16 protein-coding genes and 1 other annotated feature are annotated in these 16948 nt (G+C 36.5%); of the genes, 10 read left to right on the top strand and 6 right to left on the bottom strand.

Annotated elements, in window-relative coordinates:
- The first annotated feature begins 24 nt into the window (after positions 1-24).
- Entirely contained in the window at positions 25-1221 is a 1197-nt protein-coding gene (gene metK, locus H9635_RS12555; RefSeq protein WP_191700648.1) for a methionine adenosyltransferase, read from the top strand.
- A gap of 106 nt (positions 1222-1327) precedes the next feature.
- Here metK and H9635_RS12550 read toward each other — a convergent pair whose 3' ends face one another.
- Positions 1328-1840, bottom strand: a complete 513-nt coding sequence (locus H9635_RS12550) for a gamma carbonic anhydrase (protein WP_191700647.1) — start codon at positions 1838-1840, stop codon at positions 1328-1330.
- Positions 1841-1976: 136 nt separating this feature from the next.
- Here H9635_RS12550 and H9635_RS12545 point away from each other — a divergent pair, with 136 nt between their 5' ends.
- Both H9635_RS12545 and H9635_RS12540 read left to right on the top strand, forming a co-directional pair.
- The gene (locus tag H9635_RS12545) at positions 1977-2780 is read left to right on the top strand and encodes an alpha/beta hydrolase (RefSeq protein WP_191700646.1); all 804 of its coding nucleotides are present in this window, start codon (positions 1977-1979) and stop codon (positions 2778-2780) included.
- A 132-nt stretch (positions 2781-2912) separates the two neighbouring features.
- A complete protein-coding gene (locus tag H9635_RS12540; protein WP_191700645.1) occupies positions 2913-4379 on the top strand; it encodes an alanine/glycine:cation symporter family protein in 1467 nt (488 codons plus the stop codon).
- Between the two features lie 284 nt (positions 4380-4663).
- Here the strand turns inward: H9635_RS12540 and H9635_RS12535 are convergent, their stop codons facing one another.
- From H9635_RS12535 to H9635_RS12525, 3 genes are read right to left on the bottom strand one after another with little or no spacing between them, the layout of a single operon-like run.
- Positions 4664-5071 (bottom strand): pyrimidine dimer DNA glycosylase/endonuclease V, encoded by a 408-nt coding sequence (locus tag H9635_RS12535; RefSeq protein ID WP_191700644.1) that lies wholly within the window; start codon positions 5069-5071, stop codon positions 4664-4666.
- 41 nt (positions 5072-5112) lie between these two features.
- A complete protein-coding gene (locus H9635_RS12530; RefSeq protein ID WP_191700643.1) occupies positions 5113-5694 on the bottom strand; it encodes a tRNA (mnm(5)s(2)U34)-methyltransferase in 582 nt (193 codons plus the stop codon).
- Positions 5691-6647, bottom strand: coding sequence for a TIGR01212 family radical SAM protein (locus H9635_RS12525; RefSeq protein WP_191700642.1), 957 nt, complete (start codon positions 6645-6647; stop codon positions 5691-5693). The genes H9635_RS12530 and H9635_RS12525 overlap by 4 nt, the downstream gene beginning before the upstream one ends.
- A 126-nt stretch (positions 6648-6773) precedes the next feature.
- Between H9635_RS12525 and H9635_RS12520 the strand changes: the two genes are divergently transcribed.
- Together H9635_RS12520 and leuS are read left to right on the top strand one after the other, a co-directional pair.
- The gene (locus H9635_RS12520) at positions 6774-7943 is read left to right on the top strand and encodes an MDR family MFS transporter (protein ID WP_191700641.1); all 1170 of its coding nucleotides are present in this window, start codon (positions 6774-6776) and stop codon (positions 7941-7943) included.
- A gap of 50 nt (positions 7944-7993) precedes the next feature.
- Positions 7994-8208 (top strand) — a binding site (T-box leader).
- 112 nt (positions 8209-8320) lie between these two features.
- Positions 8321-10735, top strand: coding sequence for a leucine--tRNA ligase (leuS, locus tag H9635_RS12515; protein WP_191700640.1), 2415 nt, complete (start codon positions 8321-8323; stop codon positions 10733-10735).
- A gap of 43 nt (positions 10736-10778) precedes the next feature.
- Here the strand turns inward: leuS and H9635_RS12510 are convergent, their stop codons facing one another.
- A complete protein-coding gene (locus H9635_RS12510; protein WP_191700639.1) occupies positions 10779-12470 on the bottom strand; it encodes an HD-GYP domain-containing protein in 1692 nt (563 codons plus the stop codon).
- A 279-nt stretch (positions 12471-12749) separates the two neighbouring features.
- Between H9635_RS12510 and H9635_RS12505 the strand changes: the two genes are divergently transcribed.
- The 5 genes from H9635_RS12505 (at position 12750) to trhA (ending at position 16075) form a co-directional block, all read left to right on the top strand.
- Positions 12750-13268 carry a sigma-70 family RNA polymerase sigma factor gene (locus H9635_RS12505; RefSeq protein ID WP_191700638.1) on the top strand — a complete coding sequence of 173 codons (519 nt, stop codon included), beginning with the start codon at positions 12750-12752 and terminating at the stop codon, positions 13266-13268.
- Positions 13249-14175 (top strand): hypothetical protein, encoded by a 927-nt coding sequence (locus H9635_RS12500; protein ID WP_191700637.1) that lies wholly within the window; start codon positions 13249-13251, stop codon positions 14173-14175. The genes H9635_RS12505 and H9635_RS12500 overlap by 20 nt, the downstream gene beginning before the upstream one ends.
- Positions 14176-14187: 12 nt before the next feature.
- Positions 14188-14724 (top strand): hypothetical protein, encoded by a 537-nt coding sequence (locus H9635_RS12495; RefSeq protein WP_191700636.1) that lies wholly within the window; start codon positions 14188-14190, stop codon positions 14722-14724.
- Positions 14725-14808: 84 nt separating this feature from the next.
- Positions 14809-15243 carry a CoxG family protein gene (locus H9635_RS12490; protein ID WP_191700635.1) on the top strand — a complete coding sequence of 145 codons (435 nt, stop codon included), beginning with the start codon at positions 14809-14811 and terminating at the stop codon, positions 15241-15243.
- A 190-nt stretch (positions 15244-15433) separates the two neighbouring features.
- Positions 15434-16075: a PAQR family membrane homeostasis protein TrhA gene (gene trhA / locus H9635_RS12485; RefSeq protein WP_191700634.1), complete on the top strand. Its 642-nt coding sequence runs from the start codon at positions 15434-15436 to the stop codon at positions 16073-16075.
- Between the two features lie 36 nt (positions 16076-16111).
- On the opposite strand, the gene H9635_RS12480 is transcribed toward trhA, so the two are convergent.
- Positions 16112-16927, bottom strand: coding sequence for a cysteine methyltransferase (locus tag H9635_RS12480; protein WP_191700633.1), 816 nt, complete (start codon positions 16925-16927; stop codon positions 16112-16114).
- Between the last annotated feature and the right edge of the window lie 21 nt (positions 16928-16948).

The following is a 16948-nucleotide window of genomic DNA, read 5'->3' as shown; positions in this document are numbered from 1 at the left end:
CAAAGTGAATTAGGAGGAAATGACATGAAAAATCGTCGACTGTTTACATCAGAAAGTGTAACGGAAGGACATCCAGATAAAATTTGCGATCAAATTTCGGATGCCATTTTAGACGCAATTTTAGCAGCAGATCCAAATGCACGTGTAGCTTGTGAAACTACGGTAACAACAGGCTTAGTATTAGTATCTGGTGAAATTACAACTTCTACTTATGTAGATATGAAAGGTATTATCCGTGATACGGTAGCAGAGATTGGCTATACGCGCGGAAAATATGGTTTTGACGCAGAAAACTTAGCTGTACTTGTTGCAGTTGGTGAACAATCACCGGATATTGCACAAGGTGTAGATCAGGCGTTAGAAGCGCGCGAAGGTTCAATGACAGAAGATCAATTAGAATCAATCGGTGCTGGAGACCAAGGTTTAATGTTCGGCTACGCATGTAACGAAACACCGGAACTTATGCCGATGCCTATTTCTTTAGCTCACAAATTAGCTCGTCGTTTAACAGAAGTACGTAAATCAGGAGAATTGGAATATTTACGTCCGGATGGTAAAACACAAGTAACAATCGAATATGATGAAAACAATGAGCCTGTTCGTGTGGATACAATCGTTATTTCAACACAGCATGATGAAGAAGCGACATTGGAGCAAATTCAAACGGATATTAAAGAACATGTTATTAAACCAGTAGTTCCTTCTGAGTTATTAGATGAAGCAACTAAATATTTTATTAATCCAACAGGTCGTTTTGTAATTGGTGGTCCAAAAGGAGATGCTGGTCTAACAGGTCGTAAAATTATCGTAGATACGTACGGTGGTTACGCACGTCACGGTGGTGGTGCATTCTCTGGTAAGGATGCAACGAAAGTGGACCGTTCAGCAGCATATGCAGCTCGTTATGTTGCAAAAAACATCGTTGCTGCAGGCTTAGCGGATCGTGCTGAAGTTCAATTGGCTTATGCAATCGGTGTTGCACAACCAGTATCAATTGCGGTAGATACATTCGGAACTGGTAAAGTAGAATCTTCCAAAATCGTAGAATGGGTTCGAGAGCTATTTGATTTACGCCCAGCAGGAATTATTAAAATGTTGGATTTACGCCGTCCAATCTATAAACAAACAGCAGCATATGGACACTTCGGTCGTACTGACATCAATGTACCATGGGAAAATACAGATAAAGCGGCAGAACTTAAAGAAAAAGCCGGAATTTAAAGAAGGAAGGAGCGTTCAGTCAAATGGACGGCTCCTTTTCTGTTATTATGGAGAATAATATACTTCCTTCCTTTATATTGTAAATAATTGGATTGATAGCGAAATGTTATTTCTGTAATGATTTGTAGTATTGTCCCTTCGCTACGTATTCATTAATTATGCGATCCATATCTGCCCGGTCCTCTGCATTTACTTCACGTACAACTTTTGCTGGGCGCCCCATAGCAAGTGAATTGGGAGGAATTACTTTTCCAGGTGGTACGAGACTACCTGCACCAATAAATGCTCCTTCGCCTATTTCTGCACCATCCAAAATGATGGAACCCATGCCGATTAAAGCACGTTTTCTTATTGTACAGCTATGTAATGTTACTTGATGACCTACTGTAACTTCATCTTCAATAATGAGTGGAGCTGCAGGGCTTTGGTGAAGACAACTTAAATCCTGAATACTAACACGATCTCCAATGATTGTTTTATTCACATCGCCGCGTATGACTGTATTAAACCAAATGGAAGTATTTTCCCCTATTGTCACATCGCCTGTAATTGTTGCATAATCAGCAATGTAGGCAGTTGGGTGAATAGTTGGTGATTTATCTTTATAAGGGTATATCATGTTCAATTCCTCATTTCTTTTATAGAATGTATAAGAGCTATTGTAATCGTATCAAATCACTATTAATTTTCAATTAACATCTTTTAACTTTATATAATAAATTATAGCAGACTGTTTTAAGTAAGGAGGATTGACCATGTGGAAATGGGAAACAGAGCAGCAGCCAAAAGCCGTAGTCGTTATTCTTCATAGTGCATATGAACAGCATCGGTGGTACGCATGGTTAATCGAAAAATTCAGAAGTGCTCGCTTTCATGTAGTAATGGGGGATTTACCTGGGCATGGTGAACAAGGAAAGTATGCAAGATATCATGATGAAAATTTTGAAGAATACTATAATTATACAAAAGTGTTATTAAAAGTTGCCCTAGAATATAATTTGCCTCTATTTATTGTAGGCAATGGATTAGGTGCATCTATAGCAACATACGTACTTCAGAAAAATAAAATAGAATGCGCAGGTGTAGTCCTAACATCGCCGTGGCTTCATTTTAAATTAGCACCGGGAAAATTATCCAATGCATTATCAAGCTTTAGTGCAATAACATCGAATGTGAAATTAAAACATGAATTGAGCATACAATATTTCACACGTAATACGGATGTATTAATGGAGTTAAAGGAGCAGTTACCGTTAAATAGTATGGTGACTGTTAAATGGTATCGGGATTGGCAACATATGACGCGAACAATCCGTGATCCTGAAAATAAATTCCCTGATATTCCACTGTTACTAATGACCGGGGAAAATGATAAAATAACGGATATTAGTACTTCTAAAAGGTGGCTGATGGAACAAACTCTTTCAGAATTCCACTATAAACAATGGAATGGATGCCTGCATAGTTTGTTTTTTGAAGTGGAACGTGAGGATGTTTTCCGATACACAATTGATTTTATTAATAATGTCTTAAGAGACCTTGGTTATATAGTAGAATAATGAAAAACCTAACAAAATTCGACTTTTGTTAGGTTTTTTTTAAAATTTCAGTAAAAAATATATCGAAATTTTAGAATATTTGTAATATACTAAATTTCTAATTAATACAATAGTTCAACAAGGGGGTAAAATATGGATTTTATTAATGATTTTGTAGGATGGGCCAATAATATTCTATGGGGTCCAGTAATGATTTACGGTATTTTAATTGTAGGCTTGTTCTTTTCAATCCTTACAAAATTTGCACAAGTCCGGTTAATTGGAGACATGTTCAAGTTAATGTTTAAAGGACAAAAGTCAGAGGCAGGTGTTTCTTCCTTCCAAGCATTGGCCATTGCTTTATCGGGGCGTGTCGGTACAGGTAATATTGTGGGTACAGCTACAGCTATTGCTTTTGGTGGTCCCGGTGCGGTGTTCTGGATGTGGGTTACAGCATTTATTGGAGCATCTACAGCCTATATGGAATCGACATTGGCGCAAATCTATAAAGAAAAGAAAGATGGACAGTATCGTGGTGGTCCGGCCTTTTACATTGAGAAGACAACAGGTATTCGTGCCTTAGGGGTTATTTTTGCGATTGCTATGATTGCTTCTGTTGCATTTTTAATGCCGGGTGTTCAGGCAAATGCCATTTCAGGTGCGGTAGATAATGCATTTGGAATTGAACCTTGGATCACTGGTTTAGTTACAATTATTTTATTAGCGGTTATTATCTTCGGTGGTGTTAAGCGTATTGCAAGTGCTGCGCAAATTTTAGTACCATTCATGGCATTAGCTTATTTGTTAGTAGCGGGTATTATTATTATTATGAATATTACAGCTGTGCCTGAAGTATTAGCTTTAATTTTCCGCAGTGCCTTTGCAACAGATGCTGTATTTGGCGGTATGATCGGGAGTGCGATTTTCTGGGGTGTTAAACGAGCAATCTACTCAAACGAAGCTGGTCAAGGTACAGGGCCACATCCGGCTGCAGCAGCAGAAGTATCACATCCGGCAAAACAAGGTTTAGTACAGGCAGCATCAGTTTATATCGATACATTACTAGTATGTTCTGCAACAGCATTGATGATTTTATTCATGGGTACATATAACGTACATGATGGTAGCCAAGACGGTCCATTAATCGAAGCGAAAATGGATGAGACGATTACTTATTCAGGCTTTACCCAAGCAGCGGTAAATGAGGCGTTCCCAGCATTAAATAACTTTGGTTCTGGGTTTGTAGCAGTTTCATTATTCTTCTTCGCCTTCACTACACTAATGGCTTACTACTACATTGCGGAAACAAATGTTTCGTATATGCTGAACGGAAATGCCAGAAGGATAGGGATTTTCCTAATGAAGTTCGTATTATTGGCTTCAGCATTTTACGGCACAGTTAAAACATCTGATTTAGCTTGGGCATTTGGTGACGTAGGACTTGGTTTAACAGTTTGGATTAATGTTATTTTACTACTATTCATCATGAAACCAGCGCTCATTGCATTGAAAGACTATGAGCAACAGAAAAAAGAAGGAAAAGACCCGGTGTTTGACCCAATAAAACTCGGTATTAAAAATGCAGATTTCTGGGAGACATATAAGAAGGAAGATAAATAGAAAAACAGGCTGGGACATAAGTAGAATTTTCTTTGTAAAAGGAAAATAGTCTTATTAAGAAATTGCTATTATTTGGATTGATTGGAGTGAAGGGGCGACTCCTGGGGGAACAGCACGACGCCTGAGACTACAGGCTCAGGCCGTGCCCCCGGAAAGCGTCCCCGTAACGGAAATCAATTCTGGCAGAAGCAGAAAAACATCTATTTTTTCTTTGAAAAAATAGATGTTTTTCGTTTTGTCCCAGGCTCTTTTATATATGAAAAACTAATTAAGTGAACAAATGATTATTTAAACTCTCTTTTTTTCGCGCAAAAATAAAGTTGTAATGCATCAAATTGTTCTGCTGAAAAATCCTTTTGTCCACGTATATATTTTTCATATAAATTGTAATAACAAATTGTTAAATACTCATCGTTATGATGGTTTTTGAAAGGTGTGTAATGCTGGGGAACTGTAATGCCTGCAAAATAGCGCTCCATTTTATCCATAGTACGAATTGTAATATTACGTGCCTGCATTTCTTTCAGTACAATTTGTGTGTAAATAAACAAATCCTCTTTCGGGTAATCATATACATAATTAATTAATATATGGTTATCTTCCTTAGCAAAGATACTATTTAATTCCCGCCATTGGGCAAGCAACTGGCTTTTCGGGATAAATGGGATAAGCTCGGTGTGCCATAAACGCATAATATTCACCTCATTACTAGATAAAAAAGAGCTAAGAAAACTTAGCCCTCTTTCGGAAATTCTTTTACTTTTTCCAATGCAATAATAAATGGTGGGTCATTTTTTTGGTTCATAAATTCATAGCGCAAAACATGTACATGCTTTTGAGGTAAATTACTAACAAATTCAATTACTTCGTTACGTTCATCTTTGCCGCCTTCATGTCCATAATATACAACTAATACAATAACTCCACCAATTTTTAATAATGTTAGAAGACTTTCGATTGCCTGAATTGTTGTATTAGGCCGGGTAATAATTTCATGATTACTGCCAGGTAAGTAGCCTAGATTAAAGATGGCTGCAGCAACAGGTTTATTTATATATTTGGCTACATTTTCATGCCCGTCCTTTAATACAATTGCCCGGTGTTCAAGTGCGTTGTCGAGTAGACGGTGTAGTGTGGCATCAACCGCTTCCTTTTGCACATCAAACGCATACACATAGCCATTGTCCCCTACAAGGTTTGCTAAAAAAAGTGTGTCATGTCCATTGCCTGCTGTTGCGTCTACGGCAATTTCACCTTCTGAGACCGATTTTTTCAATAAAGTTTGAGCATATTGAATAACACGTTCTAATATCATTTTGCAATTTCCGCCTTATAGTACTTTCCTTGATACGAGCCACGTCTTTCCAACTCTGCATCTATTCCATTAAGTACTTCCCATTTGTTTACAGACCACATTGGACCAATCATTAAATCAATCGGACCATCGCCTGTTATACGGTGGACAATCATTTCAGGTGGAAGAATTTCAAGCTGATCTGCTACAAGCTGAACATATGCATCTTTTTCCATAAACTCCAGCATACCTTTTTCGTATTGCTTCACAAGAGGTGTCCCTTTTAAAAGATGGAGTAAATGGATTTTGATACCTTGTACATCCAGTTTTGCCACTTCACGAGCTGTTTCCATCATCATATCGTAATCCTCTAAAGGTAATCCGTTAATAATATGTGTTACAACACGTATGCCGTGCTTGCGCAGTTTATTAAGACCTTCTACATATGTCGCATAATCATGTGCGCGGTTAATTAAGTTGGCTGTTTTTTCATGGACTGTCTGTAATCCCAATTCTACCCATAAATAAGTGCGCTCATTTAATTCAGCTAAATATTCTACGACATCATCCGGTAGGCAATCTGGACGTGTTGCGATAGAAAGACCCATAACTCCTTCACAAGCGAGTGCTGCTTCGAATTTCTCTTTTAAAACTTCGAGTGGTGCATGAGTATTTGTATAAGCTTGGAAGTAAGCCATCGTTAAGCCGTCTTTCCATTTGTTCTCCATTTTAGCTTTGATTTTTTCGAATTGTACAGGGATTGGATCTACTTTACTACCTGCAAAGTCACCTGAACCTGCAGCAGAACAAAACGTACAGCCACCAAAAGCGACCGTACCGTCACGGTTTGGGCAATCGAAGCCAGCATCTAATGCGACTTTATATACTTTCTTTCCAAATTCATTTCGTAAATAGCGATTCCATGTATAATAACGTTTCCCGTCTGACGGGAAAGGAAAATTTGTTTCAGTCATTCGTTGTTCACTCCTCTAACGTATTATTCTAACATGGACAGATCCTAATAGAAAATTTTTTTCTTGTACATTTTTATGCGAAAGAATACACTTGTTATTTGAGCAAATGTTGAAGGAGGAAATTCAGTGCCGAAACAAGTCTGGTTTTTAATTATAGGCACATTCGTAAATACGGTCGGGAATTCATTTTTATGGCCTTTAAATAGCATATATATTCATGATCATTTAGGGAAATCATTGACTACAGCGGGCATTGTTCTGATGCTCAATTCATTGGCGGGTGTTTTTGGTAATCTAGTAGGTGGATATTTATTCGATAGATTAGGTGGCTATAAAGCAATTTTGATAGGGGTAGTACTTAATTTATTTTCAATTTCGCTTCTCACTATTTGGCATGATTGGCCACAATACATTATATTTTTGGCGATGATGGGCTTTAGTGGGGGAATAGTGTATCCGGCTATTTACGCTATCGCAGGAAGTGCCTGGCCTGAAGGTGGTCGCAAAGCTTTTAATGCGATCTTCTTGGCAAATAACGTTGGAGTTGCCATTGGACCAGCATTAGCAGGTCTAGTCGCAGATATAAAATTTGATTATGTATTTAGTGCGAATCTATTTTTCTATGCGTTATTTTTCGTACTTGTCATAACTACGTATAAGCGTTTTGATGATAATAGAATCATAACTAAGTCCATATCGAGTGATGAGGGTAAACAAAGAAGTAAAGCACCTATTATCGCAATCGGGATTTTAAGTATATCTCTAGTAGTATGTTGGTTAAGCTATTCACAATGGAGTGCAACGATTTCTTCTTATACGCAAGGATTGGGAATGAGCCTGTCTCAATATAGCTTACTATGGACAATCAACGGCTTTATGATTGTAGCAATCCAACCAATTATTAAACCGCTTGTCACTCGATGGGAAAATAAAATAAAACATCAATTAACACTAGGTTTAGTACTTATATCGATCTCATTTGGTGTCGTTTATTTTGCGCAGGATTTTAAAATGTTTGCTGCGGCTATGGTTATTTTAACATTCGGTGAAGTATTCTTTACACCGATCATCCCGATGATTGCCAACAAGTTGGCACCACAAGGGCAAGAAGGATTTTATCAAGGGCTAGTAAACAGTGCAACGACAATCGGACGAATGATTGGACCTGTATTTGGTGGTTTAATGGTCGACGTATATGGTATGCAAATGTTAATGATGATTTTATCGATTCTTATTCTTTTAGCTATTATTCCGTGTCTGCTATATGATCGAGCATTAAGAAAAGTACAATCATAAAACAGCCACTTGTACTTTTGTGTAGAATTAGTTAAAATGAATGAAATAATATTTTGACTGTGATGAGGAATAGTAGATGGTCTCACTTTATAGAGAGCTAGCGGGTGGTGGAAGCTAGTAAGTGTCAAATTGAACTCGCCTCGGAGTTTGCTTTAGTGAAATTGTAGTAGCTAAGGCCGTGTATTCGCGTTAAGAAATGAAGCTGAGTGCTGTGTCACTAATTTGGGTGGTACCGCGGGAGTAAAAATTACCTCTCGTCCCTTCTTATCATAAGATGGGACGGGATTTTTTTATTTTTTAAATATTCTGTTAAATCATGGATAATACGCCTACAATACATAAACCACAGCAAGAATGAGTTTAAAGGAGGAGTTATTGTGAGTTTTAATCATCAACAGATTGAGAAAAAGTGGCAAGCGTTTTGGGAAGAAAATAAAACATTCAAAACGGAAAATGAAGTGGATAAACCAAAATTTTATGCTTTGGATATGTTCCCATATCCATCAGGTGCCGGTCTACACGTAGGACACCCTGAGGGTTATACAGCGACAGATATTTTATCTCGTTTTAAACGTATGCAAGGTTATAATGTTCTTCATCCAATGGGTTGGGATGCATTTGGTTTACCAGCAGAGCAATACGCATTAGATACGGGGAATGACCCTGCTGAATTTACGGCAAAAAACATTGCAACATTTAAACGTCAAATTAATGAACTAGGTTTCTCTTATGACTGGGACCGTGAAATTAATACAACAGATCCATCTTATTACAAATGGACACAATGGATTTTCACAAAATTAGTGGAAATGGATTTAGCGTATGTTGATGAAGTTGCCGTGAATTGGTGTGAAGCTTTAGGTACAGTTCTTGCAAACGAAGAAGTAATCGACGGACTTTCTGAGCGCGGTGGTCACCCAGTAGTACGTCGTCCGATGCGACAATGGGTACTGCGCATTACGAAATACGCAGACCGTCTAGTTGATGATTTAGTCGATGTTGATTGGCCAGAATCGATTAAAGAAATGCAACGTAACTGGATTGGTCGTTCTGAAGGAGCTCAAGTGAAATTCACAGTGGCTGGTTCAGACAAAGGATTCGAAGTATTTACTACACGCCCTGATACTTTATTCGGTGCTACTTATTGTGTATTGGCACCAGAGCATAAACTAGTAGCTGAAATAACTACTCCAGAGCAACGTGTAGCGGTAGAAGCGTACTTAGAAAAAGTATCATTAAAATCTGACCTTGAGCGTACTGATTTAGCAAAAGAAAAAACAGGTGTATTCACTGGTGCTTATGCAGTAAATCCAATCAACGGCAAAGAAGTGCCAATCTGGATTGCGGATTATGTATTATCAACATACGGTACGGGTGCAATTATGGCGGTACCAGCACACGATGAGCGTGACTACGAATTCGCTAAAGAGTTTGATTTAGAAATCGTCCAAGTTCTTGAAGGTGGAGATATCGAAAAAGAAGCATTCGTCGGTGATGGTGCACATATTAACTCTGAATTCCTAGATGGCTTAAATAAAGAAGATGGCATTAAGGCAGCGATTGATTGGTTAGTGGAAAATGGCGTAGGGGAAAAGAAAATCACTTACCGCCTTCGTGACTGGTTATTTAGCCGCCAACGTTATTGGGGAGAGCCAATCCCAGTAATTCATTGGGAAGATGGCACAATGACAACAATTCCTGTAGAAGAGCTGCCACTAGAATTACCGAAAACAACAAATATCCGCCCTTCAGGTACAGGGGAATCACCACTGGCAAATATTGAAGAATGGGTAAATGTAGTTGATCCTGTAACAGGTAAAAAAGGTCGCCGTGAAACGAATACAATGCCTCAATGGGCAGGTTCTTCATGGTACTTCTTACGCTATATCGATCCGAAAAACGATCAGGCACTTGCAGATCCTGAATTACTAAAGCGCTGGTTACCAGTTGATATTTATATCGGTGGTGCAGAGCATGCTGTACTTCACTTACTGTACGCGCGCTTCTGGCATAAAGTTCTTTACGATTTAGGTGTAGTGCATACGAAGGAGCCATTCCAAAAATTATTCAACCAAGGGATGATTTTAGGTGAAGGTAACGAAAAGATGTCGAAATCAAAAGGGAATGTTGTAAATCCGGACGATATTATTGAGTCACATGGTGCAGATACATTACGTTTATACGAAATGTTCATGGGTCCATTAGAAGCATCTGTAGCATGGAGCACAAACGGTCTTGATGGTGCCCGTCGTTTCTTAGATCGCATTTGGCGTCTATTTGTAACAGAAGAAGGAAAACTTGCAGCTAAAATTCAAGAATCTAATGACACAACATTGGAAAAAGTATATCACCAAACTGTGAAAAAAGTGACGGATGACTATGAAGGCATTCGCTTCAACACAGCTATTTCACAAATGATGGTATTCATTAATGATTGCTACAAAGCGGAAGTAATTCCTGTTGAATATGCAAAAGGGTTCGTCAAACTATTATCACCAATCGCACCACATATCGCGGAAGAACTTTGGACAATTTTAGGACATGAAGACACAATCACGTATGCTACATGGCCAACATATGACGAAGCAAAACTAGTAGATGACGAAATCGAAGTAGTTGTTCAAGTATTAGGTAAAGTACGTGCGAAAGTAACGGTAGCAAAAGATATCTCAAAAGAAGACTTGGAAAAAGTGGCTTTAGCCGATAGCAAAGTACAAGAATTCATTGAAGGAAAAACAGTTGTTAAAGTTATTGTTATTCCAGGGAAATTAGTCAATATCGTAATTAAATAAATATTAAAATGAAAAAGTCTGCTCGCATTTTGAGCAGACTTTTTTAATGGATTATAGTTGATGATAGAACACCGAATCTTTCCAAAAGATAATGAAAATCAAAATTGTCTTTATTGTCACCTATTAAATCAATTAAATACTTTTCAATTTTGCTTTGCGGCATTTCATACATATTTGGTAAATATGACAATAATAGCGTATCTGTATTGCCGTTCGTAATGAAACAGGTTTTAGAAAAGTTTTGTGTATCAAGCTTTGTTAAGATCATTTCCAGACTGGAATGCACCGGCATAACATGAGGCGATATCCGATTATTATGAATTAAGCCTATAAATACTTTGAAAAAATAATCATTTTGAACATGGTCATCAATTAGAATTAAAACATGATCATGATATGAATCGTTTTCAATCAGTTCATCGACTTTTTGCTGCATTAATTGTTCCATATACTCTACAACTTGCTCATATTTCGTATTAGTAATAGCTTTTTGCATCTTCAGTAAATTTAAAATCTGATAAACAGGTATAAATATTTTAGTGAAATATTCTTCTATAATAAAATTATCTACAATTTTTAAATAAGTTTTTTTTGCATTTTCAACATTTGCACTCACTAACTCATTATAAAATAGATTTAATAATTCGATTTTATCCTCTGTTTGATAAGCAACCATTTTCAAAATCGTAATATCGTTGTTTATAGAAATATGAAATGAAATGTTCGTTTCCATACATTTAACTCTTGGTGAAGTGGGGAACTGTGGATTTGCCTTTTGGACAAGTGCATTATGGCCATTTGATAATAATACAATCGAATTCTCAGGGTAAATGCCAATAAAATCCACAAATTCAGTTAACAGTATACTATTATACTTTTCTTCATCTCTATAAAGTAAACTAAATGCATCTGCAGCACGCATTGCATCACGGTATGGACGTTTCATTGTAATCGCTGAATACACGTCGATTATTTGCAAAAGTTCGAGCTCTGCCTTGAAATTTATTTGCATACTCTCCGGATAGCCTTCACCATTTCTACGTTCATGATGGGATTTAGCCAAATAGGAAAAATCAGATAGACCTATTTGTTTAAGAATTGCCTCGCCATATAAAGTATGTTTTTTCATCAGGTCAAATTCCTTTGCAGTAAGACGACCAGGTTTTTGAAGGAGTTGCTGTGGTATCTTTAACTTTCCGATATCATGCAACAAGTACCCCAGAGCTAGCTTTTCTACATGTTCAATTTTTAAGTGGCGAGCAAATAGCGTTCCAATAATAAAAACATCGATACTGTGTAAATAGGAATGATAATCCCATTTTTTCAATTGAGACAAGCAGTATTTATTTGCAGAGTTAGATAAAATATCTTCAAAAATTATTTGTAAATAATCAATATTTCCTTCATCTTTTAAAAGTTGACCGTATCGGATTTCAATATCGAGTTCTGCTAAAATAGCGTAAAAGTTAAATTCATCCCCGTTCCCGCTTAAAGAGCTATCGGAAAAATTAATGTGTGTATCTTCTAATGATACTGGGAAGTCAAAGGGATTTGCAGATTTTTCTTTATAATAAATGGAAAGGTATTTTATGCTTTTCTTTTTTAGTAATTCCAAAGCTTTTGTTGTTAAAATACTGTCTTTTTTCATGAATAATGTACGATTAATAAAAACATCTTCTGCAAGAACATCGCCAGGCTCGACATCCTGGATTAAGAGCTTTTTAATACTTGGCATTCGTTACACCTCCTATAAGTAATCTAATTTATACAATATAATTATTATTATATGGTAAAGTTCTGAATTTTTGGATATTTATTTATTGAATATTTTTAAAAATTTAATAAATAAGTACTTGATATTTTTTAAAAACATGGCAGAAACGTAGTATAAAAGGTTTATAACGTATTCACAGTAGAAATGGATTAATTACAATATCGTTAAATGAATTTTAGAAATTTGAAACTTATTCCAAAAAAAATACGACTATAAAGAAAAAGAGAAAGGGGTGGGGCAGTGTCAGAACATTTAGAAGAAGTAATGGATGCCTATGGGGAATATTGCATACGTGTTGCCTATTTATATGTGAAAGATTGGGCAGCCGCAGAGGAAGTCGTACAAGATACGTTTTTAGCATATTACAAACAGCAAGAGCGGTTTGAAGGTCGTTCCTTGCTAAAAACCTATTTAGTGAAAATTACGATACATAAAAGTCATGACTATTTAAGAAGTTGGAAACGCAAGATGGCACATGTTCTCCCAAAAAGACTTGCTACTCCCTCCATTGAACAGGTGAAAATTCAAGAAGAGGAACAATCCGAACTTGTAGCGGCATTACTGCAACTCCCTGTTAAATATAGAGAGGTACTTATTTTATATTATTATGATGATTATAAAATCAAAGAAATATCGGAGCTTTTACAACTGAGTGAGAATACGGTTAAAACGAGGCTTGTACGCGGTCGTGAAAAGTTAAAGCCGTTATTAGTAAATATTGAATGGGAGGTGCTGCTAAATGACGAAATGGAAGGGTGAAATAGACCGCTACATTGGAGAGGAGCAAAAATTTACTCCCGAAATGAAAAATAGAATATTGCGTAAAGCATCGAAAAGATTATTTAACTGGCGCTATGCGTTTACATCAGTTTCGTTTTGTGCTGTTGTATTAATTCTTCTGCTAGCAGGCCCTAGTCAAGTGGAGCCCCCTGTTCAAAGTGCTACACCGTTTGAACAGCTGATAGAAGAAGCTACGGTGGAAGAGTTCTTTATAAGCTCGAAATATAGCCAAAGAGATCAATTTTTTGCGCGGGATTCAAGCTATTATACACAAGTTCATGCATTCAAAAAAGATATTGATGTGCAAAATATGAATATACTTTTACATGATATGAAGCTAATCGAACGACCTTACAGTTTTGGTTTAGGAAAAGATGTGCTCGTTGTGATGTCCAATGGTGAGCAGTTGAAACTGAAAATTTCTAAGAATGACGGATGGTATGTCGTTGAAGATGTGCATACAAAACTTTTTTATAAACTAGAAGATACATCAGCAGTAAATTACTCTGTGTGGGATAAAAAAATGGATGATGCAGGCCTTAGTTTTATGGAGATCGTGATACTGGGTGGAGTAATGGTCGCAATAGCCTATATTTTAAAATTTGTATTAAAAATCCCAAAGCAAAAACGAGATGAGAAGCGAAGCTGGAAAGGGACGGTGATTTTCTTAGCAATTGTTATTCCACTACAGTTATCTGCTCATTATTTGCGAGAAAATGAGTATTTAATGCATAAAAGTATTCTGTTTTTTATATTAGCAAGTGGATTACTGGTTGGATCTTATGAATTTAACAAGTCGGTAAAGCCGAAAAATCAACAAATTTATGAATGGATTGGGATGGGGTTATTGGCTGTATTTTTATGGATAGTCATCACATTCGGTTAAGGAGGGAATCAAATGAAACAGTTAATATGGATGGCACTTATTTTGTTTCTTGTCGGGTGCAGTGCAGATATGAGTGCAAAGGAGCCTTATCCTGTGGAAAAAGATTATCCTTTTAATGAGCGCCTTGTCCAAGAGGTTCCGAATAATATTACGCTAAAAACTTATCCTTCGAGCAATGAGTTCAAAATTAATTTTGTTACTACTTATGAACAGGCGGCTTTTCTAAAGAGAAACGAATCGTATATTACATTTGAAACGATTGGAAATAATTTCAAACTACCTAAAGCAAGTTTAGTAATTGGGGAACGTTTTGAAATAGAAGATTTAGTATATTATGCGATGAAAATTCATGTAAGAGCAACGAAAGCTGAATTAGAGGGAATTCCACAGTCTTTTTCACAACTGGAAGTGAAGTTGGAAGGTGTACCTCTTATGACTTTAAACATCGGCAATGTTTCATTTAGTGAGGAAGCAACGAGATATTCAGAAGATGTATCTGCCGAAGAACTGAAAGAGGCAGCTCTATTGTTGCATGAAGGGCAAAAATAACTATGTTGCCAAAACATTTTCTATGTAATACTAGAATAGTAAATGACATCATTTAACGATTTATGAAGAAAGAAGTGTAGCAATATGGCACAAGCCGAGCATTCCGTACAAATTCCAGTGAGCCAAGAAACAGTATGGGCTTTCGTTAGTAAAATTGAGAAATGGGCAGTGTTGGTACCTGCTTATAAAGAGCATAAGGAAGTGGATTCACAAACTTCTCACTGGACATTCGAAGGGAATTTTAAAGGGTTAACGAAAAAAGTAGAGCTGGAAATAAAAATTATAGAAATGAACGAGCCATCTCAAATTAAATTTGAAATTAAAGGTCTTTCAGATAATTTTAAAGGCGGCGGTGAATTTACAGCGGAGCCTAGAGATGGTGGTACATATATGACATGTAAGGTAGAAGTTACAGCAGGCGGACTTTCTGGTGCAGTATTAAATCCAGCTATAAAAGTATTGTTACCTAAAGTGACAACTCGTCTAACTGAAAAAATTGCTCGATACATTCAAGCTTAAAAAATCAACTCACTAGGAAAATTAGTTCCAGTGAGTTTTTTATTTGTATTGAAGTGGGTATATCTTTTATGGATAGCCCTTTATAAAAACTTTTATTTATTATGATAACTATCATATGGAACTAATGACAACTACCTCTATAACAGGTACTTGTTATTTTTTATACTGGAAAGAAGGAAGAGGTGGCTTTATGACACAAATCATGTTTGAACAAAGTAAGTATAGTACGAAGGAAGAATTTTGGAATGGTCTTACACATGGAATAGCAGCTGTTATGACAATCCCTGCTACATTGATGCTTATTAATAAAGCACAAAATCAAGGCTCGACTATCGAGTTAATTAGCTATGTTATTTTTGGAATATCAATGTTCTGCCTATATTTTGCATCAACAATGTATCATTCATGGCCGTCACATAAAACATTTCTAAAAAAGCTTGATCACAGTTCGATTTTCTTACTAATTGCCGGGACATACACACCCATTGCATTAGTTGCAATTGGTGGTAAATTAGGATGGACAATTTTTGCCATTCAATGGATTTTGGCGACAGTTGGTATAGTACTAAAACAGTTTTTCGTTCACCGATTTAAAGTATTGTCGCTGTTTGTTTATATCGGAATGGGCTGGATCGTCATTTTTGTTGCGAAGCCTTTATTTGCGCATATAGGAATAGCTGGTTTTACTACTTTATTAATCGGTGGTTTATCCTATACAATCGGTACGTATTTCTACAAAAATAACCGTATTCCATATAACCATGCAATTTGGCATTTATTTGTCATGGGGGGCAGTGTGGCAATGTTTTTAGCCGTTTACTTATATGTATAAAAAAAGAGTCAATCCGACTTTCCGGATTGACTCTTTTTAGATGCTGGCTGTAAACTTTTCGATTAAGTCCTGTAAGTAATCGTTATATTGTTCTTCATTTCGTTTTTTCATTTCTTCCAATACTTGATTTAAAAACACTTTGTTGTCCATAAATTGATCAGGCAATGCATCATACAAAAGCTGATGATGATAGTTTTCCTGATCCAAATACAGTTCGAAATAATAGCCTAGTTTGTCCTCTTCATTAAATAAATGCATCATGCATTCCACTTCATAACATTGCATGATAAATTCATGCTTAAAGCCAATCTGAACTGTAAATGCTATATGTCCACCTTCACCATCTATTTTAAAAGGACTTATACTGGAAATTATTTGGTTCTTGTCCATAAGCCAATAGAGTTGGTTCGCTTGCCGATTCGTTGTATAGCTCGTAATTCCTTGCGGTGCATTTTCGATTAGAAAATGTTTGGCAAGTTTAGCTTGGACAGCTTCTTCAATTGATGATGAAACAGCAATTTTATCAAGGTGTTGACATACACTTTGTAAGAGCGTCGGGCTTTTTTGAATGTGTTCGATTATTTTTTTTAATTGCATTGGAAAAACATTTGGGATATTTGCTAAATCGATAGCCAGTGACATCCCTAGGCCTTTTTTATTTAAACCGAGAGTCAATTTTAACGGTACGTTTTTGGCATAGGATTCATTATTTTCGATATAGCAAAAAGCCTTTATAGAAAAAGTAAATTCATCTTTATTACTGTCGCTAATTTTTTTGCAAGTCAAATGAGTTTGCATAAGCTCGTCTGATGCTAAAAAGAGCATTGTTTGTTTTGTTTCGGAATTATGCATCGCATCATATCCTCCTGAGTG

This window comes from Solibacillus faecavium (assembly GCF_014836905.1).
GTDB classification, from domain to species: domain Bacteria; phylum Bacillota; class Bacilli; order Bacillales_A; family Planococcaceae; genus Solibacillus; species Solibacillus faecavium.
Note: the sequence above shows the minus strand (reverse complement) of the source record. Positions and strands in the feature narration are given on the sequence as shown.

Coding starts and splice junctions, on each gene's coding strand:
- H9635_RS12500 (WP_191700637.1), top strand. CDS start 13,249: ATGACGAAATGGAAGGGTGAAATAGACCGCTACATTGGAGAGGAGCAA.
- H9635_RS12530 (WP_191700643.1), bottom strand. CDS start 5,694: ATGATATTAGAACGTGTTATTCAATATGCTCAAACTTTATTGAAAAAA.
- H9635_RS12510 (WP_191700639.1), bottom strand. CDS start 12,470: ATGCCAAGTATTAAAAAGCTCTTAATCCAGGATGTCGAGCCTGGCGAT.
- H9635_RS12535 (WP_191700644.1), bottom strand. CDS start 5,071: ATGCGTTTATGGCACACCGAGCTTATCCCATTTATCCCGAAAAGCCAG.
- H9635_RS12545 (WP_191700646.1), top strand. CDS start 1,977: ATGTGGAAATGGGAAACAGAGCAGCAGCCAAAAGCCGTAGTCGTTATT.
- H9635_RS12490 (WP_191700635.1), top strand. CDS start 14,809: ATGGCACAAGCCGAGCATTCCGTACAAATTCCAGTGAGCCAAGAAACA.
- H9635_RS12480 (WP_191700633.1), bottom strand. CDS start 16,927: ATGCATAATTCCGAAACAAAACAAACAATGCTCTTTTTAGCATCAGAC.
- trhA (WP_191700634.1), top strand. CDS start 15,434: ATGACACAAATCATGTTTGAACAAAGTAAGTATAGTACGAAGGAAGAA.
- H9635_RS12540 (WP_191700645.1), top strand. CDS start 2,913: ATGGATTTTATTAATGATTTTGTAGGATGGGCCAATAATATTCTATGG.
- H9635_RS12495 (WP_191700636.1), top strand. CDS start 14,188: ATGAAACAGTTAATATGGATGGCACTTATTTTGTTTCTTGTCGGGTGC.
- H9635_RS12525 (WP_191700642.1), bottom strand. CDS start 6,647: ATGACTGAAACAAATTTTCCTTTCCCGTCAGACGGGAAACGTTATTAT.
- metK (WP_191700648.1), top strand. CDS start 25: ATGAAAAATCGTCGACTGTTTACATCAGAAAGTGTAACGGAAGGACAT.
- H9635_RS12550 (WP_191700647.1), bottom strand. CDS start 1,840: ATGATATACCCTTATAAAGATAAATCACCAACTATTCACCCAACTGCC.